The 24,873-nt window shown below is 59.5% G+C and carries 18 protein-coding genes and 1 tRNA gene; 12 read left to right on the plus strand and 7 right to left on the minus strand.

The genetic code is table 11. From position 1 onward, the window contains the following. Positions 1-80: 80 nt before the first annotated feature. A complete protein-coding gene (locus CQR48_RS06745; RefSeq protein WP_180335129.1) occupies positions 81-839 on the minus strand; it encodes a C40 family peptidase in 759 nt (252 codons plus the stop codon). Positions 840-886: 47 nt separating this feature from the next. Between CQR48_RS06745 and CQR48_RS09030 the strand changes: the two genes are divergently transcribed. Then, the gene (locus CQR48_RS09030; protein ID WP_143252504.1) at positions 887-1,081 is read left to right on the plus strand and encodes a hypothetical protein; all 195 of its coding nucleotides are present in this window, start codon (positions 887-889) and stop codon (positions 1,079-1,081) included. Here CQR48_RS09030 and CQR48_RS06750 read toward each other — a convergent pair. After that, positions 1,068-2,024 (minus strand): CHAP domain-containing protein, encoded by a 957-nt coding sequence (locus tag CQR48_RS06750; protein WP_015450883.1) that lies wholly within the window; start codon positions 2,022-2,024, stop codon positions 1,068-1,070. The two genes, CQR48_RS09030 and CQR48_RS06750, sit on opposite strands and share 14 nt — an antisense overlap. Before the next feature lie 375 nt (positions 2,025-2,399). On the opposite strand from CQR48_RS06750, the gene serC reads away from it, so the two are divergent. Further along, complete coding sequence (gene serC, locus CQR48_RS06755) at positions 2,400-3,542, plus strand: phosphoserine transaminase (protein WP_101452422.1); 1,143 nt, start codon at positions 2,400-2,402, stop codon at positions 3,540-3,542. A gap of 459 nt (positions 3,543-4,001) precedes the next feature. Here the strand turns inward: serC and manA are convergent, their stop codons facing one another. After that, positions 4,002-5,429, minus strand: coding sequence for a mannose-6-phosphate isomerase, class I (gene manA, locus CQR48_RS06760; RefSeq protein WP_244898960.1), 1,428 nt, complete (start codon positions 5,427-5,429; stop codon positions 4,002-4,004). 74 nt (positions 5,430-5,503) lie between these two features. Here manA and CQR48_RS06765 point away from each other — a divergent pair, with 74 nt between their 5' ends. After that, on the plus strand, positions 5,504-5,758 hold the full coding sequence (locus CQR48_RS06765) for a DUF2530 domain-containing protein (protein WP_015450886.1): 255 nt from the start codon (positions 5,504-5,506) through the stop codon (positions 5,756-5,758). 167 nt (positions 5,759-5,925) lie between these two features. On the opposite strand, the gene CQR48_RS06770 is transcribed toward CQR48_RS06765, so the two are convergent. After that, positions 5,926-7,212, minus strand: coding sequence for a sensor histidine kinase (locus CQR48_RS06770; protein ID WP_205827628.1), 1,287 nt, complete (start codon positions 7,210-7,212; stop codon positions 5,926-5,928). A 247-nt stretch (positions 7,213-7,459) separates the two neighbouring features. Here CQR48_RS06770 and phoU point away from each other — a divergent pair, with 247 nt between their 5' ends. Continuing rightward, on the plus strand, positions 7,460-8,146 hold the full coding sequence (gene phoU / locus CQR48_RS06775) for a phosphate signaling complex protein PhoU (protein ID WP_015450889.1): 687 nt from the start codon (positions 7,460-7,462) through the stop codon (positions 8,144-8,146). 251 nt (positions 8,147-8,397) lie between these two features. Here phoU and CQR48_RS06780 read toward each other — a convergent pair whose 3' ends face one another. Together CQR48_RS06780 and menA are read right to left on the minus strand one after the other, a co-directional pair. Further along, complete coding sequence (locus tag CQR48_RS06780) at positions 8,398-9,135, minus strand: phosphoglyceromutase (protein ID WP_015450890.1); 738 nt, start codon at positions 9,133-9,135, stop codon at positions 8,398-8,400. Positions 9,136-9,236: 101 nt separating this feature from the next. After that, positions 9,237-10,175 (minus strand): 1,4-dihydroxy-2-naphthoate octaprenyltransferase, encoded by a 939-nt coding sequence (menA, locus tag CQR48_RS06785; protein ID WP_101452423.1) that lies wholly within the window; start codon positions 10,173-10,175, stop codon positions 9,237-9,239. 365 nt (positions 10,176-10,540) lie between these two features. Between menA and CQR48_RS06790 the strand changes: the two genes are divergently transcribed. Continuing rightward, positions 10,541-11,959, plus strand: coding sequence for an ATP-binding protein (locus CQR48_RS06790; protein ID WP_101452424.1), 1,419 nt, complete (start codon positions 10,541-10,543; stop codon positions 11,957-11,959). A 147-nt stretch (positions 11,960-12,106) separates the two neighbouring features. Here the strand turns inward: CQR48_RS06790 and lysS are convergent, their stop codons facing one another. Then, positions 12,107-13,795, minus strand: coding sequence for a lysine--tRNA ligase (gene lysS, locus CQR48_RS06795; RefSeq protein ID WP_101452425.1), 1,689 nt, complete (start codon positions 13,793-13,795; stop codon positions 12,107-12,109). Between the two features lie 155 nt (positions 13,796-13,950). Here lysS and CQR48_RS06800 point away from each other — a divergent pair, with 155 nt between their 5' ends. The 7 genes from CQR48_RS06800 to CQR48_RS06830 all read left to right on the plus strand — a co-directional run bounded on the left by CQR48_RS06800 (position 13,951) and on the right by CQR48_RS06830 (position 24,771). Next, positions 13,951-14,736, plus strand: coding sequence for an SMI1/KNR4 family protein (locus tag CQR48_RS06800; RefSeq protein WP_101452426.1), 786 nt, complete (start codon positions 13,951-13,953; stop codon positions 14,734-14,736). 71 nt (positions 14,737-14,807) lie between these two features. After that, positions 14,808-14,884, plus strand: a tRNA-Pro gene (locus tag CQR48_RS06805). A 676-nt stretch (positions 14,885-15,560) separates the two neighbouring features. Next, complete coding sequence (locus CQR48_RS06810) at positions 15,561-16,847, plus strand: hypothetical protein (protein WP_101452427.1); 1,287 nt, start codon at positions 15,561-15,563, stop codon at positions 16,845-16,847. Between the two features lie 743 nt (positions 16,848-17,590). Then, the gene (locus tag CQR48_RS06815) at positions 17,591-19,705 is read left to right on the plus strand and encodes a DUF2207 family protein (RefSeq protein WP_101452428.1); all 2,115 of its coding nucleotides are present in this window, start codon (positions 17,591-17,593) and stop codon (positions 19,703-19,705) included. A gap of 109 nt (positions 19,706-19,814) precedes the next feature. Then, positions 19,815-21,980, plus strand: a complete 2,166-nt coding sequence (locus tag CQR48_RS06820) for a DUF4037 domain-containing protein (protein ID WP_425513415.1) — start codon at positions 19,815-19,817, stop codon at positions 21,978-21,980. 293 nt (positions 21,981-22,273) lie between these two features. Next, positions 22,274-22,987 (plus strand): DUF4125 family protein, encoded by a 714-nt coding sequence (locus tag CQR48_RS06825; RefSeq protein WP_371836384.1) that lies wholly within the window; start codon positions 22,274-22,276, stop codon positions 22,985-22,987. A 92-nt stretch (positions 22,988-23,079) separates the two neighbouring features. Then, positions 23,080-24,771, plus strand: coding sequence for an alpha/beta hydrolase family protein (locus CQR48_RS06830; RefSeq protein ID WP_101452431.1), 1,692 nt, complete (start codon positions 23,080-23,082; stop codon positions 24,769-24,771). Positions 24,772-24,873: the final 102 nt, after the last annotated feature.

Here is a 24,873-nt window from a genome sequence, read left to right on the forward strand (position 1 = left end):
GACCCCGGAAAACAGATAAGGCGCCCGACTGGGGCGCCTTACCAGCGAATACTGCCACTGGCAGCGAGTCAGAACCGCCGCTAGAGCAGCCGACGGATGGAGTAGGACCCGCTGTACGCGTACGCGACCGGTGTGTACACGGTTCCAGCCTTCGGGTTCAATGCGTTGACCACCATGCCGTTGCCGACGTAGATGCCCGAATGCGCACCATTGGCGATGATATCGCCGGGCTGTGCCTCGGCCAAAGAAGGCACCGCCGTACCGAGCGCGGCCTGAGCACCGGAATAATGGGGCAGGCTGATGCCCATCTGCGCGAACACATACTGCACGAAGCCGGAGCAATCCCAGCCGGCAGGAGTATTGCCGCCTGAGACATACGGAACCACACCCACAAACTGCGCAGCGTATGCGACCAGAGCGCTGGCCGATGCACTGTCAGGCGGGTTGACCGTCGCAGTGCTGCTCGGGCTTGGTGTAGAAGCACTTAAGCTGCTGCGGCTTTGCGAACGGCTCGCCGCCTGCTGCTGGGCCTGGGCCGCAGCCTGGGCGGCCGCCTGCGCCGCTGCCTGTGCTGCAGCCTGTTCCGCTGCGGCCTTGGCCTCAGCTTCCTTTTCTGCCGTGGACTTGGTCTGCGGCGGATTCAACGATTCAATACCACCCCAGTTCGAGGAGGAATCCACGCTGGTCGACGTCGATTCGGCGAGCAGATTCTTCTTGACGGTTGTGGTCTTGGGGAACGAACGCGACGACGTAACCGCTTCGTCGGTCGTCGTGGACTGTGCGGACGCTGAAGGGGCAATCGCCGCCAACGATATACACGCGGCTGCAACTGCGACCATCGCTGTAAGAGATCTACCTAGTTTCATCATCAATACAGCACAATAGCATGCCAGACTTACAGAAATCTGAGACCTATGCGCTGCACCCGCGCAATACCGCAGGACACGCCGAAAAAGCTGCCAATCGTAACGCTGATAACGCAATCATCAGGCACGACGACACGACTGAAATCCGCTCGGGCATCCCCGCCAGCAATCAGCTGCAATCAGCGAAACATCAAGGGAAAATCAGTAATGGATGAACTGCAATTGCGAAGCCTGGTCCGCGCTGAAAGTACGGGAAACCGTTTTGCCGTTGAGCGACGCGCCGCATTCCGAGGTCACAATCGAACCGTCGGCGTTGATCTGCTCGACGATGGCGACATGGCCGTACACTGCGCTCGAGCCGAACTGCCCACGCTGGAACACGATGACATCGCCGACATGGCGCGGAGTGGAATCCACCCAATAGCCCAGCTTCTTCGCGGATGCTGCCCACTGGGCTCCATCGCCGAGATGGGAACCGACCGGCAGCCCAAGCTGGTGTCGGCGAACATACGCCCACCATGTGCACTGGCTAAACGAATACTGGTTACCGGAATCACCCGAATCGTGATTGGGATCGAAACCGGAGGGAAGAATGCTCTTATCGGCCTCATACAGCACCGCGACCGCAGGATTCGACACAGTCGTCTGCGACATCTGCGCGACGTCAAGCTCGGAGTTCGAAGCGCCCAAGGACCAGTTGCCTGAACTCGTCGTGCTGTCTGAGGCCGAAGAACCAAGAGACGTACGCTCTTGCGAACGGGACACCGAACTGCCCGTCGCCGACTTGGTGGTCTGGACAGTGGTGATACCCGTTTCGGATGAAGCCAGCGACGTCGTGGCGTTCATATTGCTCAAGCTCAAGGCCGCCGCAGCCGCACCGGCCAACGCGACCATGGAGCCTGAAGCCATGAACCGGGACTTGCGGCGGGCCGCACGGGCCGATTCACGAATGGCACGTCTGGTCAGCGGCGCCACTTCCTCGAGTTTCGCCGCGAGCGCCGGATCAAGACCCAGCGTTTGTTCGGAACCATCGGCGCGCATGGCACGCGCACCACGCACGGCATGCGCCGCATGGGAACCACGGGGGGATGGCGCAAGTACATCGGCTACGCGGAAATGACGACCCGTTCGCGTCGTCTTTCGTGCCGCATGCTTCATACTCGAGTACTCCTTGCGTCGTCATCCTGAAAGCCCGCGGGAGCCACAGGCCGGAACCAACCCGCCGCTACCTGCACCGCACATACGGCGGGAGACGACTGGTGTGATCAATTACCGTCCCACCTTACAACCCCTCCTGCCCACATGGCAACACGTCAAACGTTGCACTCAAGTCACCCACACCGCGACAACCACCGAAGCTCAACGGATTTCAGGCGGCAAGCACGACCGCATCGGCGTGTCCCACAATCACGAATCCCGTTGCTCGCCCCGACTGGCAAGCAGTAGCCGGCAACCATCGGGGGCATCCATGGCAATGACCACGATATGTACGGGGGATGTCGGCAATCCACCCGATTGGCTACCCTAGCAAGCATGAGCAATACAGTAACAATTCCCGAATCCATGCTTCCACGGGACGGTCGGTTCGGCTCCGGTCCGAGCAAAATCCGCCCTGAGCAGGTGCAGGCTCTCGACGCCGGCGCCACCAAGCTGCTCGGCACCTCCCACCGCCAGGCGCCGGTCAAGCAGCTCGTCGGGTCCATTCGCGAGGGTCTTGCTCAGTTCTTCACCATCCCCGACGGTTATGAAGTCGTTCTCGGCAACGGCGGCGCGACCGCATTCTGGGATATGGCGTGTGCTTCGCTCATCACCCGCAAGGCGGCCTTCGGCGTATACGGCTCGTTCAGCGAGAAGTTCGCCATCGAGGCCGACAAGACCCCGTTCCTTGAGAAGCCGGAGATTTTCCGCTCGGAACCGGGAACCTATCGACTCCCCGAGCTCACCGAGTACGTGGACACCTACTGCTGGGCTCATAACGAAACCTCAACAGGCGTGGCCACACCGGTCAAGCGGATCTCCGGCAGCGTTGAACAGGGCGCCATCACCTTGGTGGACGCAACCAGCGGTGCCGGCGTCCTGCCGGTCGACATCTCCCAGACCGATGCCTATTACTTCTCCCCGCAGAAGGCGTTCGGCTCCGACGGCGGCCTGTGGGTCGCCATCCTCTCCCCCGCTGCCATCGAACGCGCGTATGCGTTGGAGGAAAGCACGAAGCTCGAGGGCGCGCGGCGCTGGGTTCCCGCCTTCCTGTCCCTGAAATCCGCAATCGACAACTCCCGCAAGGATCAGACGCTCAACACGCCGTCCGTGGCGAACCTGATCATGCTGGAAAACCAGATCCGTTGGCTCAACGACAACGGCGGGCTGGCATGGGCCCACGCCCGGTGCGCGAAATCCGCGTCGCTGCTGTACCAGTGGGCGGAACGCAGCGAATATGCACACCCCTTCGTCGAGGACGAATCCGCCCGGTCCACCGCGACCGTGACCATCGATCTGGATGACGCAATCAGCGCCAAGCAGGTCATCCAAGCGCTTCGCGACAACGGAATCGTCGATACCGGCGGATACCGCAAGCTCGGACGCAACCAGCTGCGCATCGGCGTCTTCCCGTCGGTCGAACCGTCTGATATTGTGGCGCTCACCAAGTGCGTCGACTACATCGTCGAGCACCTGTAATCGGCGATTCATCCAATATTTCAACTGCCTACGTCTGCCGCGGTGCGGGCGTAGGCAGTTTTGTTTTTCGTGGGATCGGGATATAGGCGAAACCGAAACACGAAACCAGAAAACGAAACCGGAACGTCGTACCGGAATCTCAATATCTCGCAAAATACGCCGATGCGGCGAGATATTGAGAAAAACATCTGAAAAACTCGGCGGTTTCGCGAATATCGAGAGATTTTGAGATTTCACAACGCGCCCCGCACATGCCACAACGCTTTCAAAGCCTGGAATTTCAACGTTTTACGGCAGCTGCCCAACGGAACGGCACATACGGAATCTGAAAAAATCTCGATATCGCGGCGTTAACAGAGATTATGAGACTTTTCTCTGAAAATCTCGACGATTCCACGCTGTCGTCGAGATTTTCAGATTTTCTCTGTCTGGCAGCCGACGACAGCACCATAAGATGCGTCACACCTGCGTCGTCGCCATGAGGAAGGAACCGCCGACCAGGCCATCCCGACCGGCTTGGCCATCTCGACCAGCCACGCCTTCGCTTTCATCTCCGGCGGATTCCACAGTGACCCACCCTTCGCAGGCGGGCACGAACACCGCCTGCCCGACGGAAAGCACGCGGGATTCCTGTTCGCTGGAGCATCGCACCATCCCATGGGTACACAACACGATACGCGGCTTGTTGCGCCCCTGATTCACACGTCCCAAGGTCAGCTGCCGCAACAACGCACCATAGCGCCGATGAACCCTGTCCATCACCGGCCACGCCTGGGCGTGCGGACCGGTGGTGCCGTACGCCAGCATGAACTGATCGATATGCGGCCGGTACACAATAAGGTTGCCATCACGCGTCGCCATGTCCCCGAACTGCGAATCGGCAGGATCCACCGGGGCTCCGGGCTGACAGTTGAGCGTATGCAGCAACCGTGGAATGTCCTTATGTTTCACGGTCATTCCCGCTCTGAGCACATTGTCTGAATTGTTCATGATTTCAGCGGCCGTGCCATGGATGTACGCGTGCGGGGTCCCAGCAGGGATGAACACGGATTCACCCTCCTGAAGCGAGACCGGATTGAGCATCAGCAATGTGAGTACGCTGGGATCTGCGGGAAACGCCTCGGCGGCGGCGAGCGCATGCCGGAACGCGAGCCGGGAGGTAGGATCGCTGACACGCAGCGAGGCATATCGCAACTGCGCTTGCAGGTCGTCCGTTGGCGGAGCGGTAATCGCTGTATAGAAGGCCCGGAAAATGCGTCGGCGTGAATCAGGCCAGACCATCGAGGACACCGGCATCATCGCATCGGCCTGCTCGAATCCCTCCGGCGTCTGTCCGATACGCATGGTCCGTTCGGTCAACGCTTCGACCATGCGCGATGCGAGCGGATGGCCGACCATGCTGAGATTACGCAACATGAAGCGGATGGTGCCAAAGCCGACGGAAGCGTGGAACGGCTCTAGGGCGACGACCATCTCGCTTTTCGCTTCGGCGTCATGGAACGAGCGTTCCGGGGCGTCCATCGCTATACCCTGCGCGTTTTGAGCGTTGAACCCTGCGCGCGCTTCAAAATCCACGGGATGCACCTGCAACGACAGGGGGATGCGCGCGGCGATGATTTTGAACAGGAAGGGCAGTTCCGGGCCGAACTGCTCGGATACGCGCCGCCCGACCATTGCTTCAGGATGGTCTCGAATCGCCTGCGGCACCGTGGTGAACGAACCGTCCGGGGCTTCAAGCCGCGAGGGCGACTGCGGGTGCCCGCTGAACCACATTTCGGCGAGAGGCTGGCCGTCGTCCAGCATCTGCGCAGGAAGCTCGTCGGCGAACAGGGTTTGCAGACGGCTGTAGGATCCCCACGCATAGCGCTTTGGGACTGGACGTATCACATACACGGCTGTGGCAATCCTTTCTTCCGGCGAACAACATCTTATAAGGTTACCCCGCACGTTATGGTAATGGTATGAAGTTGGCTCCGATTTTCGATCCTGCGGCCCGCAGGCCGTCGCCAAAGCCCGTGCGTGTCGACCTGAGAAAAGTGTTCCTCATTGGTACGGCGGTGTGGATGGCGGCATTGATTGTGTGCGCTATGCTCCTCGCCTTGCATGTGCCCGCACTCAAGGAGCTTGTCGTATGCGTCGCCGGCGTGCTCGTCGGAATCATCCTGCTTGTCTGGGAGCATTTCGACCGTTGGGATTATCGCAGGCTCGGAAAATAGCTGCTGCGCCACCTTCCCGCTGTTGCAGCGGCGCTGACTCGAATCGGTAACCAACGGCGCAGAAAACCCACATATCACGAACATCACTAGTACCCGTGCGCCCCGGGTGCCTTGAGCATCCACAGATTACGGTGCCCGGTCTGCCCGCTTGAATCAGGTTCGCAAATTCAGGCTGTCACTATGTCCTGCGCAAGCGGCAGCGACATCGTAAACGTGCTCCCCTGCCCGGGAACGCTCCATACCGTCACATTGCCGTGATGGGTCAGCGCCACATGTTTGACAATCGCAAGCCCCAGACCAATGCCATGCTCGGTCCGCTCGTTCTGCTCGCTGCCACGATAGAAACGCTCGAACACGCGCTCTTGTTCGGCCTTCGGTATACCACACCCCCGGTCGATGACGCTGACAGACGCGTGCCCGCCCTCCTGCGAGCGCTTGACCGAGACCGCGACCGTCGAGCCTTGAGGGGAATACCCGATAGCGTTTTCGATGAGTTTGCCTACCGCGGCCTTGATTTGATCAGATTCGCCGTTGATATCAAGACTGTCGTCTCCGGACAGCTCGAGTTGCACTCCGGCTTGCTGCGCCCGCCCGAGATGGGATTGCACGACATCGCGCAGCTGGTCCATGACATTGATCCGGTTATGACTCGAAGGGGTGACGGGTTCCTGCGAGCGGATGAGCAGCAGCAAATCGGAAACCATATGCTCCATGTGTTTGCACGCGCGTCTGACTTCGACGGCCTGCCGCTTGACCGACTCACGGTCAAGATCATCATGTTCCAGCGAATCCGCAAGACGCTCCAACGCTTGCGAAGGCTCGATCAGCTGTTCAGAAACGTTCTGGATGAAGGATTCGCGGACTTGGCTGAACCGGATTGATTCGCTGACGTCATCCAGCAGCACGACGACGAAACGCGAGTTGATTCTGCCGACGGTGACTTTCAGCCAATTCGGACGCGATACGCCGTTGATGACCCGAACCTGCTGTAATCCCGCATCCTGTACCGACTCCCCTTTCGGCCCGACGATACGCTGTGGGACGGTCTGTGTGGTGATATCCAGCTGTTTGCGCCCGCCGGTGCTGCGCACTTCATGGACTGCCGCGAGGATATCTTCGTTGCACAACGACTCGTCCCGTACCACACCGAGCGTATACGCGGCGGAGCTCGCCCTAATGACGTCATCGTGGTCATCCACCACGGCAGATGCAACCGGAATCATTGCCAAAAGCGCTTGCGTGGAATCCTCAAGGTCTTCCACGTTTTGCCGCCCCTGCCGCTGGTCCGTGCGATGTCCCAGCCCCAGAAAACCGCCTTGTGGGTGAGAGGTAAGCCGCCGCAACGGATTGACCCCATGATGAATATCGTTCAACGTCACGGCGATAACGGCAGCCACACAGGCGGCGATCGTCACCACGACCACGCAATACCATACAGTCCAACATGAACCCATGCGGCCATTGTCGCACAGTTTGCTGTGGTGATGCCACACCGAGACGGCACCAAGATGAACCGCAGATGAACGGTTACATGAATTCTACACGAACCATCGTCAACTACGTCCAGCTGATGTGGCATTCCGCGCGTGTTGCGAATAGACTGGGAGGAGTGGCGACTGCGGCAACAGCATCCGATGAGCAATAAGGAAGCATGCGCGACCGCTCACGCAGCGAATGGAACAATCCCGGAAAGGCAGAGCAATGCGCGTTATTTTCAATGAGGAGATGAAAGCCGTCGCCGACGATCTCGATCGTATGGCGCAAGACGTCCGCAAGGCGATCAACGGCGCTGGGGATGCGCTGATGAACGCGGATATCGACAAGGCTCAGGCGGTTATTGACGGCGATATCGAAATCGATGCTTTGGAGTCCAGCATCCTTGACCAGTGCGTGAGGTTGCTGGCCAAGCAAAACCCGGTGGCGACCGATTTGAGAGTCGTCGTCTCCACCTTGCGCCTGGCTTCGACTTTCGAGCGCATGGGTGATCTGGCCCGGCATATCGCGGAGGCTGCCCGTCGCGCCTATCCGCAGAATGCGTTGCCTGAGGAGTCCCGTGAGATCTTCACGCAGATGGTTGCGTTCCTGTGCAACACGGCTGACCGAATTGTGGACATGCTCGCGGACAGGGATACGAAGATTGCGGAGAACATCATCCTCGATGACGACAAGCTTGATCAACTGCACCATCAGACCTTTGAACTGGTGCTCTCTGATCAGTGGAACGGCACGAAGCAGCAGCTCATCGATGTGATTCTAATCGGCCGCTTCCTCGAGCGGCTCGGCGATCATGCGGTGTCCGCTGCGCGGCGCGTGGTGTACATCGTGTCCGGCTTCGATCCGAGCAAGGACCCCGGCCGCGACGAAGACACGCCCGTCGTTGACCTGTGACCAAAACCGCTGAACAGCGGGTGCCGTCAATCAGATTCTGAAACAGGCGGGACTGCGTCTCATATGGGGGCGCGGGCCCGCCTGTTATTTTGCGTGGCTGCGCGTACGTACAGCCACGCACGTATAGCTGTTGGTACCTTTCCCGCTACCGTCTCCTACCGTCGCCCCCGCAAAATGCAAGTGCCCGCGCCGCCTGATATAGGCGACGCGGGCACTTGCGAAAGAATTCAGGCCATGCCTGCAAACCGGACTTACTTGCCTTGGTTGGCGACAGCGGCGGCGCCGGCAGCGGCAGCCTCAGGATCGAGGTACTCGCCACGCGGCTTAATCGGCTTGAAGTTCTCGTCCAGCTCGTACAGCAGCGGGATAGCAGTCGGGATGTTGACCTTGGCGATCTCTTCTTCCGACAGGCCGTCAAGCATCTTGACGATGGCGCGCAGAGAGTTGCCGTGAGCAGCAATCAGAACCGTCTTGCCAGCCTTGAGCTCAGGCTCGATGGCGGACTTGAAATACGGCTCGACGCGCTTGACAACATCGGCCAGGCACTCGGCTTCCGGAACCGGATCGCCGGTGTAGCGCGGATCATGGTTCTGCGCGTACTCGTCGTTCGGATCGATCTCTGGCGGCGGGGTGGCATAGGAGCGGCGCCACAGCATGAACTTCTCGTCGCCGTATTCCTCGCGGATAGCCTTCTTGTTCTTGCCTTGCAGCGCACCGTAGTGACGCTCGTTCAGGCGCCAGCTGCGCTGGACAGGAATCCACAGGCGATCGGCTTCGTCAAGCGCGTAATTCGCGGTGTTGATGGCGCGACGCAGCAGGGAGGTGAACACGATGTCCGGAAGGACGTTCTTCTCCTTGAGCAGCTGGCCACCGCGCTTGGCTTCCTCGACGCCCTGCTCGGTCAGCGGGACATCCACCCAGCCGGTGAACTGATTGGTCTTGTTCCATGCGCTCTGACCATGTCGGAGCAGTACTAGTTTGTAAGTCATGGTCCCAGTCTAGCGCCTCGGCCTCCCAAATGCGGTCCTCTTGCGCGAAGTGCGGACACGGCCACCCTCATCCGCTGCGCGACCATGCTCCGGCGCGTGGGTTACACCACGAACGCAGCCGCTGCAAAGACCAGCGAGACCGACAGGGAACCAAGCGTGCACAGGGGCAGGGCACGTCGGTAGTCGACGCGGCTAATCGCATCGCAAGCGGCTATCTGGACGATGCACATGAACACGCACACCGCAGTGATAACAGGAACCGACACGAACCATCCGGCGACTTGGGCAATCGCAAGAATCGAGGCCGCAACCAACAGCGCATCGGCGAACACCGTACCCCGCGTGCGGCCAAGCGCGGTCATCCATGTATGTTTGCCATGCGCGCGGTCGGATTCGATATCGCGCAGATTATTCACGCACAATACGGCGACCGCGACCAATCCGTTCGCGGTTCCCGCGCACAAGGCGCCCGCCGTGACGCAGCCGGACAGCGCAAACATCGTCCCGCATGCCGCCACGAGCCCAAAGAACACAAAGACGAAGACCTCACCCAGATAGTGATACCCGTACGGGTGACTTCCCCCCACGTAACACCAGCCGGCAATCAGTGACGCCGCGCCGACCGCGATGAACCACCAGTACCCGGTCAGCGCGCATATCGAAAGGCCGCAGATACAAGCGAGCGCCGCGTTCATGCCTGCAGCGAACAACACGTGTCTGGGAGCGACGCCGGAAGCGACCAAGCGGGTTGGCGCACGCACCGCAGCTTGCTCATCGTCCGCATGTCCAGCCGCACCTGCGGCATCCCGGTGCTCATCGGTACCGCGGATGCCATCCGAGTAATCATTTGCGAAATTCGCCGCAATCTGCAGGAACAACGCCACACCCATACACAACAGCATCACCGCAAGGAACCGCGGATCATACGGCGCGCCGGACACACTGGCGACAGCGGCGCCGGTGATGACCGGAGCCACCGCTAATGGCAGCGTTTTCGGCCGGGCTCCACGAATCCAATCCGCGAATCTCATCTCTCTCATACCTCCTCCCTACTCCTCTGCTCTGACGGAATCGCCAATCAACAGGCCATCAACTATAGCCTTTGCTGCCGGACGAGGCAATGGTGCAAGCCACGAAAACAGCACGCGTTGTGTGAGGATCCGCTCACACAACGACACCTTGCCTTGCCGAACCAAGCGTCACTAGCACCCGCAGGCCGAGTTTTGTGAGGATTGGCTCACACCATGAACCCTTGGAATCAGCCGTCAGACGACCAGTCGAAAACCCTGTATTGCAAATCAGCAGTCGCCCAGGCTCCCTGGAAAGAATAAGATTCTCATGAGTATAATACTTATGAGTATTAAAAGTGTAGCCAAAATCGTCATTACCAAAGGAGCTCGCCGCCATGTTTATTGGAAGAACGCGAGAGCTGCAAGCCCTCAACCGCATGTGGAGCACTGACAGCTTCCAGATGATGGTCATGCTCGGCCGACGAAGGGTCGGAAAAACCGCACTGCTCGACGAATTCTCACGCGACAAGCATGCACTGTACTTCACCGCGCGCCAACAGACGACAGCGAACAATCTTCGCGATTTTTCCGCGGCGATATTCGCATTTTTCAATCTGCCCGACAGCACCACGCCATTCGCATCATGGCAGAACGCGTTGTCCTTCATCGCACAATGCATCAGCAATCGCACCGAACGTTTCCTGCTGATTTTCGATGAATTCCCATATGCCGCGATGGCTGACGCTTCCCTCCCCTCCGTTCTTCAGATTGCCATCGACCATGAGTTCCAGAACACCAACACGATGATCATCTTGTGTGGCAGCAACGAAGGTTTCATGGAGAGCGAAGTGCTGGGGTATAAAAGCCCGTTGTACGGCCGTCGCACAGGACAACTGCGAATCAAACCTTTTGATATCTTCGATACAGCGCGCATGCTTGATTTCGCTTCAGTCGAGGACATCATCAAGTATTATGCGACCTTCGGCGGCACACCGTATTATCTCAAACAGATCGACCCGGGAAAAACATACGAGGAAAACGTGTCCGACCTCCTGTTCGACTCCAGCGGCCTGCTCTACGAGGAACCACTCATGCTGCTACGGCAGGAACTCCGTGACCCGACGACATACAGTTCCATCATGGAAGCGATAGGAGGGGGCGCCACCAGACAAAACACCATAGCGGACCGAGCAGGCATCCAACCAATTACCAGCGTGAGCAAATACCTCAATGTTCTCAAGGATTTGGGCCTTATCGATCGAATCGTCCCCTTCGGCGACAATCCCGCTCACTCCCGCAAGGGGTTATGGAAGCCCGCCGACCCGTTTTTCGCTTTCTGGTATCGTTTCGTCAGTCCCAATATCGTCAGCGTGGAAAACGGGACAGGCAGGCTCGTCGCCAAGGCCGCACTACTCGGACCGGTGCTCGATACCTATGTCGGCCAACAATTCGAAACGATATGCCAGCAGTGGGTCTGGCACGTCGATGGAACTGAACAAATGCCATTCCTTGCCTTGTCCGTCGGCAGTTGGTGGGGCGGCAATCCAGCGACACGGAAAACCACCGATATCGATGTCGTGGCGGCGAATGCGGCCGACAGCAGCATTCTCTTGGGGGAATGCAAATGGAAGAACAGTCTGGACATCACCCAGACCGTTGCGGCGCTGCAATCACGAACCGATTGCATTCCCGGGTACAAACACCACTATTACGCGTTATTCGTCAAAACAGACAAGTTGGCACAACAGGCGCGAGACATGAAAAACAACGGGCTCTTCATCGTCGTGTCGGCACGCGACATGCTCGAAAGATGACAGGCGCGCCGTCATCGTCCACTGAGCATTGATGCCGGTTCAGAATCCTCGAGAATCCTCAAGAATCCTGAGCCGGCACCGATGCTTGGAAACCCGGAAACCCGCCAAACCTGGGGTTCGGGAACCCGGATGACTTACTTAAATGACTTACTGAAGGTTCAGCGGCTTGGTCAGCGGGAAGGTAATCGTTTCACGGATGGTCGCGCCGGTCAGCGCGATGAGCAGACGGTCGATGCCCATACCGGTACCGCCTGCCGGCGGCATACCCACGCCGAGCGCCTCAAGGAAGTCCTCGTCGATATCCATGGCCTCGACATCGCCGGCGAGCGCGTCTTTGGCCTGGGCGACGAACCGTTCGCGCTGGACCACGGGATCGTTGAGCTCGGAGTAGCCGGTCGCCAGCTCGAAGCCACGCACGTACAGATCCCACTTCTCCACCACGCCGGGCTTTGAACGGTGGGACTTGACCAGCGGGCTGGTCTCCACCGGGAAGTCGCGCACGAAGGTCGGCTCGTACAGCTTGTCCTCGTAGAAGTGCTCCCACAGGTGCTCGACCAGCTTGCCGTGGTTCTCCACGTCGTCGCGTTCCACACCCAGCTTGTCGGCGATCTCGCCCAGGTGCTCGACCGACGTGCCGGGGTTGTCCGGCCCGCCGTTCGGAACGATTTCCTCGCCCAGCGCCTCGGAGAGCGAATCGTACATGCTGATGGTCTTCCATTCGCCGCCGAAATCGTATTCCTCACCGTTGAGCAGCGTGACCTTCGTGCTGCCGAAGGCGTCAAGCGCGGACTTGACGATGAGCTCCTTGACCAGCGCAGCGATCGTGTCGTAATTGCCGTACGCCTGATAGGCCTCGAGCATGGTGAACTCGGGGGCGTGCGTGGCGTCGACACCTTCGTTACGGAAATCGCGGTTGATTTCGAACACACGGTCGATACCGCCCACGAGGCAGCGCTTGAGGAACAGTTCCGGGGCGATGCGCAGATACAGGTCGATATCGAAGGCGTTCATATGCGTGGTGAATGGGCGTGCCGCGGCGCCGCCGTGCACGGTCTGCAGCATTGGCGTTTCTACCTCGAGGAAGTCATGCCCTTCGAAGGTGTGGCGCAGCGAGGAGACCACGGCGGAACGCTTACGCACCATATCGCGAATGCGTTCGTCGGCGATCATGCCGATGTACGGCTTGCGGGTGCGCGTGTCGTCGCTCAGCTCCTTATGCAGCGCGGGCAACGGCTGCAGGGCCTTCGCCGCGATACGCCATTCGCTGGCGAAGACGGACAGTTCGCCGGTCTTCGAAGCGATGACACGGCCCTTGAGGAACAGGTGGTCACCCAAATCGACCATCTGCTTGAACTGTTTCAAGGAATCCGCGCCGATCTCCTTCTTGGAGATCATACCTTGGATGGCGGTGCCGTCGCCTTGGGCGAGCTTGACGAAGCACAGGCCGCCGCCGTTGCGCAGGAAAAGCACGCGACCGGCGATGCCGACGACGTCCTGCGTCTCGTCACCGGCATTGAGCTTGCCGTCGTACTTGGCACGTACCTCGCCGATGGTAGCGGTCACATCGACATGGACCGGGTACGGCTGCACACCTTCCTTGAGCATGAGCGCGCGCTTGGCGACACGCATCTGAACCTGCTCGGGGTGTGCGAGCGGGCCGAATTCCTTGTTACTCGGGTCGATCGCCTCGTCAAGGCTCTTGCCTTCATCGATATTGGAGCGGATCTTCTTGTCTTGCTCCAGCAGAAGTTCTGCATGTTCGACGGTCGTCATGACCGGCGCGTCTTCAGTATGCTGTTCCGCGGTGTCTTCCGCGGATTGTTCAGGATTCGTCATGCACCCCAGTGTATCGAAGTGCCAATACACGCGGCAGCATCCGAATCCATCACAACGCCATGCATGTGACTACAATAACCTGTAAGTCGTGCACATCGACGCCGACGTGCACGAAGATACAACATCAGGCGGGGACAACCACGGAGCGCGATGACATGGCATACCAAGAAGTACAGAATCTGTTGAACGAGTACGAATTGCTTCTCCAGCACATCGGTATCGACACAGCCGCACGGCTCGCCCCTCCTATCAGCGACCGGGAAATCGCTGATCTGGAGGAGCAGTACCAGATTCGTCTGACCCGAGATGCGAAAGCTTTCTGGCAATGGCACAACGGAGGCGAACCACGCTCTGCGATGCCGGGCTTTTTCCAATCTTTGAGCGAGACGCTCGCAACTCACAAGGAAGATCGCGAAATCGTGTGCGAAAGCTTCGATCATGAACCCGATCCGCAGGAATGGGACGAATGCTGCGAGTGCCAGTCACACAATCCGACCGGCGACCTGACATACAATCATGGCGCGCGCGGCGTCGTAGCCCCATTCGATATTTCGTTGTACACAGCCGAGGGCTTCCGCTACTGTGCGATTTTCGATTGCGGTGATCCCGACGCCATAGACACCATGACCTATGGAGTCAGAATCACCGATTGCAACCAGTCTTGGGTCAGTCCCGAATATCCGAAAACTTTCGCCGACCGCATCCGCAACTGGATGACGGCGATACGGACCGGTGTATGGTATCCATGTCATCTCAACGGCCAGGGGAACACTGTCTTCCTTGTCACATGCGAGTACCAGCCCGGAGGAAGCACAACAGATACCTATGACTACGAATCCGTCGAGTTCATGCCGTCCAATTGGCAGCCGGACATGGCTGAGTTTCGTCCGTTCCCCGGAAACAATCCCATCTCGGACGAACATCCTGCCGTCGATGAATGACACAGAACAATGACGACACACCGATTTGGCATTGTTCTGTAATTGCTGTATGATAGCGGACGTTGCCAAAACGGGCTGTAGCGCAGCTTGGTAGCGCGCTTCGTTCGGGACGAAGAGGCCGCGGGTTCAAATCCCGCCAGCCCGACCATCAAAGGCCAAATCATTGGAATTCCAGTGATTTGGCCTTTCTTTTTTCCGAACGATAGCCCAACATGCGAGTCCGGCTTTCTACAAACTATCTACGCTGAGAGAGCCACCAGCTTAGCCAGTTTGTAGAGTGATCGGCAGAAACAGGGCGTCTGCATGCGGTTGGGGTGCACACTATAATGACACCGAGCAATAGCGCAATAAAGAATGGACTTTATATGGACGGCCGTCAGTACCAGTCATCCGGTTCGCAACCCTATGGAATCCACCCTTCTGGTTCAAGCCCGCGCGGCGCTCAACCACAAGGTGCGCCGACTCAGGGGGCGCAAACCTATAGTACGCAGTCCTACGGTACCCAACCCAGCAGAATGCAGCCGCTACATCATGCGCAACCGGGTGTTGCCAATGCTCCGGTATCCAGCAACGCCGCAGCGATGGAATACCGGCAGTATCCTTCTACTGCCGTCAATCCCGCACAGGCCGCATCCACTGCCGTACCGCGTCAATCGCCGGCAGTGCCCCGGCAAACACCCATACTGCAGCCCCCTCGCCCCATGTCTCCCGCACGCCCGATGACCACCACGCAACCTACTGATTCTGCGGCATCCACACCTCCTGCGCGACCTATTGCCCCCGCGCCCTCCGCGCCTCCCAAGACTCGAGTCACGCTGCCGGCCATGCAGAGGCCAGCAGCGCCCATACAGACCTCCCCGTGGTCAAAAAGTCCAGGAAGCAATGGCGGTGGAGCGTTCCGCCATCAGGGTCCGTTCACTCGGCAACACCCCGGCAACACTTTCGGCCCGTACTCGTCGCAGGTCAGCAATGCACCATTTACCGGCACAAGCGCGCGCACCGCTGCCCGCCAACAATCGCATGCCGGTGCGGTCATCGCAATCATCCTCGTCATGGTCCTGGTCCTCGCAAGCGGCATGGCGGTCCAGAACGTGCAGACGGGCATGGCGAACTATCACACGCAATTCACCGGACTGCAGCAAAGCGCTTCCCCCAGCGAGTCACGCTCGGCGAGTACAAGTTCCTGGAACCTGTCAGCCGAACAGACGTGCGCCAATCTGTCCTCGGCGATAGCCAGTCTCGAAGGCTGGGCCGACAGCGACGGCACGACGGCACCTGCCGAGTTGACGACGCTGAACAACGACCAATCCGCCTGTGCCGGCGATCTTTCACACCTGTCGTCCACCGACCTCGACGCAATCAGCAATCACACCATCGACGCGTTGCTCGCATGGAACGACGACATGGTCGAGTTCTACCGGTATCGATCGGCATCCATCACGTACCGGATCGACGGCAAGTGGCCGGTCGATCCCAAGGAGCTCGAGGCGCTGCTTGACGCATCCGGATGGTTCGACAATCCAACATATGCCGCGCAGCAAGCGGCGAAACTGAAGTCCGGAACCGACGCGGTGCTGGCGAAAATCGCTGACGTGGTCGCCGACCTGCATAACCGTGAAGCCAAGATCGCGGGCATTCAAGCCGACGACCGTGCCAGCGAACAAGAAATCTGGGCTGCGATCGATACCATTACGAATGAGATGGGGGTCACATACAGCTTTGAGCCCCTTTCGGCGTGCGGCGGAGGCGGCGGAGGCAACAATCCGAGCACCGTTGCCTTCTTCTGCCAGGACGAGACGTTGGATTATCGCAACAAGATCATGTTCAACACAGGGTATGTGTTGTGGGATCTGGGCGCTCGCGGCGACCCTTGGATGCTCGACGCGGCCAAGCATGAGCTGGCGCATCGTTCAATCTCCATCGCATGCGGTACAGCCCGTCCGAAGATTGCAGGAGCGCGATACGAGGCGGTGACCAACGCCTACGCTTACCAGTTCATGGGCGTCAACCGCCAGCGAAACGAACATCATCAGTCCGGGCTCGAAGAATACGCGGCAGGAGATACGGAAATGGCCATCGCACAACAAATCTACGACGGCACCTGCTCCTGACCGCGGGGCTGCATCCGGTTGCGGGCTGTTCTGTTTGGCCGCAGCGAGTCTGGTTGCAGACCAGTATTCTGTCGGAGTGGCGCCAAGTCGACCGCCCCACCTGCGGAATGTGAAAAACTCGAGCAATATGCCGTTTCCGGAGAAATACTGAGAGAAAAGTCTCAATATCTCCCGTAGAAGCGCAATCTGGAAATTTATTAAGATTCCGCGTGGGTTGTCCGATATCGTCGGCAATCCAGAATCGTTGATATCCCGGGATTCCCGACGACCGCCGCACGCCGCTCGGACCACGCTGAATCTCAATTTCTCGCGGAATCGGCCTTCGGACGCGAGTTGTTCAGACTTTTTCTGAACAACTCTCCGAATCGAAGGACGAATGAGAGATATTGAGAGATTGGGGTATTCAGACATGAGATTCCGGCGTGCAGGAGAACTACGTGTTTCGTGGGAGAAAATCACGAAAACCCATGTCCGGTGTTTTTCTCCCAAATCCGGCGAGTACTCCCGCACCGCCGCGCGGCATCCGGCGAATGAATCACAGGTGAACGCATGCAAAATTGGCGTCCGCACCGACCTCCGGATTGACGATACCCCCAATCGGCCCCGTGTGAGAGTTAGGATGATACCAACGGATGCAAACGTTGCCAACGCTGCCGGCACCGAGGCAGCAACAGTCCAGCCGACCATGCTGCAAACCTATGCAACACCGGGCCGACGGCCAGCGATAAAGGAGCACACACGCCATGGAGCACGACGACCAGAACAGTCCTCGACCGTTCACTTCGGCATTCCCGGCAGACAATTCCTTTGATGGTATCAGCTTCGACGTTGCAGGAACCTACCAAGGAGATGCCTCGGCTTCACCGACGACCATGACGCAACCACCTGTATTGTCCTCCCCCACACCGCAGACTTCCCCGTCGCAGCCCCTTACGCCGCAGGCGTCCCCGACGGTTTCCGCGCAGCAATCCCCGATGACGCAGATGCCAATCATCCCGATTATCGCGCCATACCCACAATCCGCAGCGCAACAACCCCCTGTGCAGCAAACTCCGCTTGCCCCTGCGTCCCAGCAGCCTCTTCAATCTTCCGCGGCGAGCGCGCAACAGCGTACCCAGCCTATGTCGCCCGCCAATCCGCAATCCCCTGCAAATCCGCACGCTGGGCATGCCCGCCAAGCCCGTCAACCACTACCCCCGATTCCGCCTTACAAGGGCAGGAAGGCCGCACGGTACTGGGAGAAAGCGCCGGACGACAATTACACCAATCCTAACTATCACAAGATATTCGACTGGTCGTGCTTCGGGCGCATCCTGCTGGTCACCGTGGTCATAACAGCAGTGATGTACGTCCTGTATGTCGCATACTACTGCGGCATGCTGATGATTTTCCGCGGCCGCAGCATCCAGGAAATCTACAACGCGCAGAAGCCCGAAGTCACCACAGATGGCATCGATTACCTGTTCTTTCTCCTCGGCCTGATCAACATCCTGATCGCCGCACCGATATGCCAAGCGGTCGGCATGCGCGGACGCCATCCGTCGAAAGTGACGTACTGGCGCGACCGGCCGGAAATCGAACCGATGGTGGCGGCATGGGGCTTCGGCAAACGGACCTACCTCGGCTCCGGTATCGCTTCGCTCATCGACAAGGGGGCCGTCGGCGTCGATCCGCAAGGCCACATCTACCTGCGCGGCACGCCTTCGCGCCCATTGACACCTCCGGAAATCAAGCTTATGGACTTCCTTGCCGTCGCCTTCAAGGATTTCTATCGCGAACACCCTGATTTCGCCGGGGCTCCCGACGGTTCCGGCGCCCGGGTCAACCCGAGCGTCGCCGAACTGACCGACCATCTTTCCTCCAATGGCCTGAAAGCGTTGTCCGACGTCCAATCCGAGACCAGCCGGGCAGCGAATACCGTCATGTATTCCATGGGCACGCCGCGCATATTCATGCTGCTCGGGTGCGCATTCGTCTCCGGGGTATCTGGCATGTTCGCCGGGACATCGATATTCACCGAAGCCGGCGGGTGCGCGAGCCTGACACAGATCCTCATCCGATATGAGGGATTCACCTGGCTCGGCATCATGGCACCCATTGCGAACCTGTTGTCTGTCGTCTATGCGGTCGCGGCCGCTGCGGTGCTGATCATCAATCAACGCAGGCTGCAAAGCATCAGAACTACCGCCTCCGACGGCAAACGCCAGATCGATATCCTTCGCATCTTCCTCGTGGTGTACTGCCTGATCACCCTGCCGCTATCCCCCGTCCGCGCGGTCGGCATGGTGCTGGCCTGGTATCTGCTCATCGACGCGAACATCCCCACCAATCGCATCAACCTGCCGATGATGCGGCTGTACCATCATGTGCTCGGACTGGGCAAGTATCTCAAGGACTACAGCGACTTAAGCGAGCGCGGCACCACGAGGGACGCCCAACTTTACGGCTGGAACCTCGCATACGCGGTGGCGCTCGGTCTGGCGAAAGGCGAGCTCGCGTCGGTCGATCGCGTCGTGTGGAAGCTCTCCGGCTCCACCGCGCAGAGCGAACCCGTGGGCCGTCACGCATCTGCCAGCTCCAAAGAACCCGATCCCTTCGATAACTTGCGACGGTTGGGAATCCCAATCAACATCACAACGGAAGAGCTGAGCCACAAGATAGACAACGTGGTTGTGCAGACCGCGGAAAAACACGGTATCAAGGCGGCAGCGTACAACAGCGATCGCGAAGCGTATGCTGCTCTAGTATCGGAAGCGACAGAGCCCAGGCCCGATGACAATATGGCGCAGAAGTCGGTAAGGGCTTACGTGCGTTGGCTCAATGAGGAATTGGAGAAGCGGGACCATGACGAATCTTAATGATTTGGCGCACACCCATGATGACGACGATATGTCCGGCGATGGCATCCCTGGGCGCGGCAGTATGCCCGGCGATGGCGCGGATTCCACGCCGGCGCCGGACGCGTTGATGGCGGCGCTCAAGGCGGCAAATAATCCTGCTGCGTTGTTCGGCGCAAGGCCGTGCACCGCAGCCGATGACGAAGATGCCGAAGCCTCGGATGATGCCGAAAACCGGAATGACAACGATTCCAACGATTCCGCCGATTCCGACAATCACGCCTCAGACAGCCATCACCACCGATTTGACGTAGACACGTTCCTCGCCGGTCTGGACGCCATCTATGACAAGCATCGCGCGGGTCAAGACGCCGAAGCCTACTTGCAACAGGCAATGACCGATGCCGAAAACGCCGGCGACAACGCCGGATTGTTGACCGTCCTCAACGAAACGATGGGATTCTACCGTTCCCAGGGACGGCACGAGGACAACCAGTGGATTGTGCAACGGGCGCTCGAACTGGGCATCCGCATGGGAATCGCCGGCAGCGAGGCGTGGACGACGACGCTCGTCAACGCCGCCACTGCCATGCGCGCCGCACGGCAATACGACCAAGCGGAAGACCTGTACTGCCAGGCGCTTGACAACGCGAAAACAACCTACGGACCCCGCGACAGGCGGCTTGCCGCGCTGCATAACAACCTGTCCATGCTCTACAGCGAGACGAACCGTCTGGGTGAGGCGCGCGACCAGCTCGTGCAGGCAATGGGCATCCTCGAGGATTCGGGCGCGGACCGGCACACGGACCCCGACATCGCATCCACCTACGTCAATCTTGCGCAAGTCGAACTGGAATTGTGGCATGAGGCGTGCAAGAACGAGGCCGCGGGCAGGAGCGAAGCGAATGCGCAATCCCCTGCCGTGTTACTTGACCAAGCCGACGACGACGCTCAGCATGCGTTGACAATCTACGATGAAGGCGATCTGACCCACAGCGCGCATTATGCTTCCGCGCTGGCTGCTGCGGCACAGGTACGTTTCATGCACGGCGCATTTGCAGATGCCGCTGCCTTGTATGGCAAGGCGCTCAACGTCATCGCCGAATGCTACGGCACCGACACGGAGTATTACCGGACCACTAGCGAGAATCTCCAGGCCGCCAAAGACGCGCTTGCCGAGCAATCGGCATCCGCCGCACATGCCGCCGACCGGGCAACGCAAGGGCAACATGATGCACGACCTAATCGCAGGCACGATAGCAAGCGGAACATCCCTAAGGACAGTGCTGATCTCAAACCGGAGATCACCGGCCTGCAACTGGCTCGGCGCACTTGGACGGAATTCGGCAAGCCGCTAATCGCGGAACGCTACCCGGAGTATCAAGGTCGCATCGCCGCCGGATTGGTCGGACATGGCTCTGAATGCTACGGTTTTGACGATTTGCTCTCCCGCGACCACGATTTCGGCCCTGGCTTCTGCCTGTGGCTGACCGACGAGGATTACGAGCGGATCGGCGAGCGCCTGCAAGCGGACTACGACGCCTTGCCGGAGCGATTCCTCGGGTTCGGACCGCGCCAGACCACACCGCGAGCGCAAGGTGCTGGCAAGCGGGTCGGCGTGTTCCGTATCGGCGACTTCTTCGAATCCCTGACCGGATACCGCCAAGCTCCTAGTGCCAATCATCCGCATGAATGGCTGATGCTGGACGAGGCGACTCTCGCCACGGCGACCAACGGCCAGGTGTTCGCCGACCCGCTGGGCGCATTCTCCAAGACTCGCCAAGGTTTCAAACTCATGCCTGACGATGTGCGGTTGTCGCTGATTTCGCGCCGATTGGGCATGATCAGCCAAGCCGGACAATACAATCTGCCCCGGATGCTGCGCCGCGGTGATGGCAGCGCGGCATGGCTGTCCATCAGCGAATTCACGGACGCGGTCTCCTCGCTGGTGTTCCTCATCAACACGCCGGTTTCTGCCGGATACGCACCCTATTACAAGTGGCGATTCGCCGCCCTGCGCCGCCTCAGCACCCGCATGGGTACGCGGCTCGCCGGCGTTTGCGAGCAGTTGGAGCAGATTCTGCGACTATCCGGCGACGCCTGCTATGGCGAAGGGGCACCATCGCGTGAAGCCGCCGATGAAATCAGCACTATGGTCAATGCCATATGCTCGGATATCGTCGCCGAACTCCAACGTGAAGGATTGACGCACAGCAACGAACGCTTCCTCGAATGGCAGCGACCGCATGTCGAGGCGCATATCGTCAGTGATGCCGCCTGTTTGCACAGCATCTAGGCGGGAGTTCGACGAACCGCCGGCAATGTGCCGAATGGTCGGCATTCGGTACTGGGCAGTAGGCGGTTCAGCGGCTGCGTGATTGTTTTCCAGCGGTTTCGTCTGCACAGTTGCATCTGCACAGTTGCATCCGTACTGCCCCGTCTGCACAGTCGCGCTCAGTGTGTCGCAATAGCGCCGGCGGCGAATCAGGCCATGCATAGCGGGATGGGCATGCATATCATGGCAAATGTTCGCACTGCAAATCAGATAGAATCCGACAGAAAGAGGGTGCCATGTCCCAACAGCCGCCGATGGTCACGGTCCATGCCGACGATCCGATGGTTGAAACGGTGATTCGGCTGGAATGGGACCAGTTCCAACGCACGGACAATGAGGGCGGCCGGGCGGCATGTCAAGGCAACTGGCCGATGTTTCACGAGATGCGGCTGAGCCAGTTCCTCACCTGGACTCCGGCGCTGCTGGCAAGCTACGAGAACGATTTACGGCAGGCGGACCGCGTCGGGCGCAATCTGGTCACCGAAAAATACGCACGGATGATGGCCTCCACGGCGCCTGACATCTACCGCGAACGCATCGAACCGTATATTCCCCGACTTTCCGCACAACGGGTGGCACGCCAGGAGCAGGTGATTGCCCGGCAAGTCGCATGGGCGCGCGAATTCGCGGGCCGCTGGCCGGCGCTCGGGGAGGCGATGCGCGTACTGACCACCGCCGAGGATACGCCTGAGCAGACGTCGTTCGAGACCTATCTGCGCGGCGAATTGGGCACGTATTCGGATACCACTTTCGACGAATACGAGCGTCTGGCGGCGCATATCACCGAACAAGGCGGCAACCTGACCGAGCAGACCGTACGCAACACGGTCCGGCTGGAGGGATATGCGGGGCTCGACGAAGCGCAAGCAGCACAGGCGCGACAGGCAGCGGCACAGGGCGCGAACTACCAGCACGGCAGGCAAGAACCGCACAATCCGCAAAATTCTCCATCCGGTGCGAAGGCATGAAAGGCGACGGGAAACCGGGAAATCAGGACAATCCAAGAATCAGGACAATCCAAGAATCAGGACAATCCAGACCACGAAGGCAGGAACGGCATTTGGACACCACAACGGAAGACCATGAAGAACGCGAGACAGCGGCCGGAACCGCAACCACCGGAACCGCAACGGCCGCGGAAACCCGGAAGGAGCGCGGACGTCACCGGCTCATGATCGTCGAAGGCGCGGCGCTCGTGGTTCTCATCATCCTCGCGGGCATCGGTTCTGCAATCGGCGCAAACTGGCGGGTGGAACCGTATACGGACCATATCACGGTCGGTTCGTCCAGCACCGCGATCGCGGCGAATGGCCTGTCAACCGCGCAAGAAGGCACCTACAAAGTCAAAACGACGAAACTCATCATCAAACTCACCGACACGGTCAGCGTGAACGCGATCTTGCGCGAACCGATTGGCGCCCCCGGCAAACGCCCCGCGTGCGTGTTCGTGCATGGCGCCGGGACCGGCAAGGCGTCTGAAGTGTACGGCGATATCGCCCCCGCGATGGCGTCCGCGGGCATCGTCACGTTGGTGCCGGACAAGCGGCTGGACAACTATTCATGGACAAGCCGCGACTATCAGGCCATGGCCCGCGACTATCTTGCCTCATGGAAGCTGCTGGCCGGATTGAACGACGTCAACCCCTCGCAGGTGGGCGTGTATGCGGAATCAGAAGGCACGTGGATCGCCACCGTCATGGCGAAACGACAGCCGGATATCGCGTTCATGATCCTCACATCCCCGCCGGTGGTGCCCGGGCGTGACCAGATGGCAATGGCGGCAACCTCATATGCGACCATCGCGGGTGCGCCTCAAAGCGTGGTCGATGAGCTGCCGACACTGATCAGCCTTGATTTCTCGCTTATCGGGCTGGAGTATGCGGATTTCCCGGCACAGGATTATTACGCTGCCCTCACCATGCCGCTGCTCATCAATTACGGAACCATCGACCCGTCCATGCCCATCGAGCAGGGCGCGCGCACGCTAATCGATGCAGCGAAACGTAACGGCAATGCGAATGTGACGGTACGGTACTACCCGACGAATCATCAGATGCGTACCGGCTCATCGCTGTCATTGCCTGGATTACCACTGGAACGGCATTACACGCATAATCTCGAGGATTGGGCTAACGCCATCGCCGCCGGTGCCACGGCTACGGACTGGGCCACGCCGATGATCGCCGGAAGCCAGCCGCATCAACGGTTTGCGGCTCCTTCCAAAACACCGCATGGCATCATCGGGGCGGTTTCTCTGGCGCTCGCGTTGATGGTAGCGCAAATCCTATGCGTGATTGCCGCTGTCATCGGGGCGGTTGCACTGTGGGTCAGTGGACGACTGCGCACATCGAGAACGCAGACGCTGATGGGGCATAATCATCAGTCCGAAGGCACGCCGGCGGGTACTCCGCGATTCGGGCGCGGTACGGCTCCCCTATTCGCCGCTTGCGTCGTGGTTCCCGTATTGGTCGCCGGCACACTCGGCTGGTATCTGGTCACGCTCGGGAAAGCGGCGTTGTCGCTGACGAATCGTGCCGACGTACTGCGGCCTGGTTGGACGGTGTTGCAAATCGGCGCCGCCGTCTGCCTGTTGTTGCTGTTCCTGGTGTTCACCATGGTGATGCGCAATGTCCGCAGACACCCCGACGAGCCGTCTATCGCGACCGGCACCGGGCATGTTATCGTCGCCGCGCTCGTGCTCGCCGCGTTGACCCTGTCCATCATCGTATTCATGTTCTGGGGCCTGCGATAGCCCGTCCCCCTGTTTCTGCCGACGCTCAGCAAGTCGTCAGCGTCAGCAGAAGCTGGGAGCCCGACAGGGTGTCGGGCTTTGTGGCGGCGGTGCTGTATCGCG

The sequence above is a fragment of the Bifidobacterium thermophilum genome, assembly GCF_002846655.1.
Lineage (GTDB): Bacteria > Actinomycetota > Actinomycetes > Actinomycetales > Bifidobacteriaceae > Bifidobacterium > Bifidobacterium thermophilum.

Bases quoted from the DNA above. Each gene is read 5' to 3' on its own strand.
- CQR48_RS06745 (WP_180335129.1), bottom strand. From the start codon at position 839: ATGGTCGCAGTTGCAGCCGCGTGTATATCGTTGGCGGCGATTGCCCCT.
- CQR48_RS09030 (WP_143252504.1), top strand. From the start codon at position 887: ATGCCAGACTTACAGAAATCTGAGACCTATGCGCTGCACCCGCGCAAT.
- CQR48_RS06750 (WP_015450883.1), bottom strand. From the start codon at position 2,024: ATGAAGCATGCGGCACGAAAGACGACGCGAACGGGTCGTCATTTCCGC.
- serC (WP_101452422.1), top strand. From the start codon at position 2,400: ATGAGCAATACAGTAACAATTCCCGAATCCATGCTTCCACGGGACGGT.
- CQR48_RS06765 (WP_015450886.1), top strand. From the start codon at position 5,504: ATGAAGTTGGCTCCGATTTTCGATCCTGCGGCCCGCAGGCCGTCGCCA.
- CQR48_RS06770 (WP_205827628.1), bottom strand. From the start codon at position 7,212: ATGGGTTCATGTTGGACTGTATGGTATTGCGTGGTCGTGGTGACGATC.
- phoU (WP_015450889.1), top strand. From the start codon at position 7,460: ATGCGCGTTATTTTCAATGAGGAGATGAAAGCCGTCGCCGACGATCTC.
- CQR48_RS06780 (WP_015450890.1), bottom strand. From the start codon at position 9,135: ATGACTTACAAACTAGTACTGCTCCGACATGGTCAGAGCGCATGGAAC.
- menA (WP_101452423.1), bottom strand. From the start codon at position 10,175: ATGAGAGAGATGAGATTCGCGGATTGGATTCGTGGAGCCCGGCCGAAA.
- CQR48_RS06790 (WP_101452424.1), top strand. From the start codon at position 10,541: ATGTTTATTGGAAGAACGCGAGAGCTGCAAGCCCTCAACCGCATGTGG.
- lysS (WP_101452425.1), bottom strand. From the start codon at position 13,795: ATGACGAATCCTGAACAATCCGCGGAAGACACCGCGGAACAGCATACT.
- CQR48_RS06800 (WP_101452426.1), top strand. From the start codon at position 13,951: ATGGCATACCAAGAAGTACAGAATCTGTTGAACGAGTACGAATTGCTT.
- CQR48_RS06810 (WP_101452427.1), top strand. From the start codon at position 15,561: ATGCAGAGGCCAGCAGCGCCCATACAGACCTCCCCGTGGTCAAAAAGT.
- CQR48_RS06815 (WP_101452428.1), top strand. From the start codon at position 17,591: ATGGAGCACGACGACCAGAACAGTCCTCGACCGTTCACTTCGGCATTC.
- CQR48_RS06820 (WP_425513415.1), top strand. From the start codon at position 19,815: ATGGCGGCGCTCAAGGCGGCAAATAATCCTGCTGCGTTGTTCGGCGCA.
- CQR48_RS06825 (WP_371836384.1), top strand. From the start codon at position 22,274: ATGGTCACGGTCCATGCCGACGATCCGATGGTTGAAACGGTGATTCGG.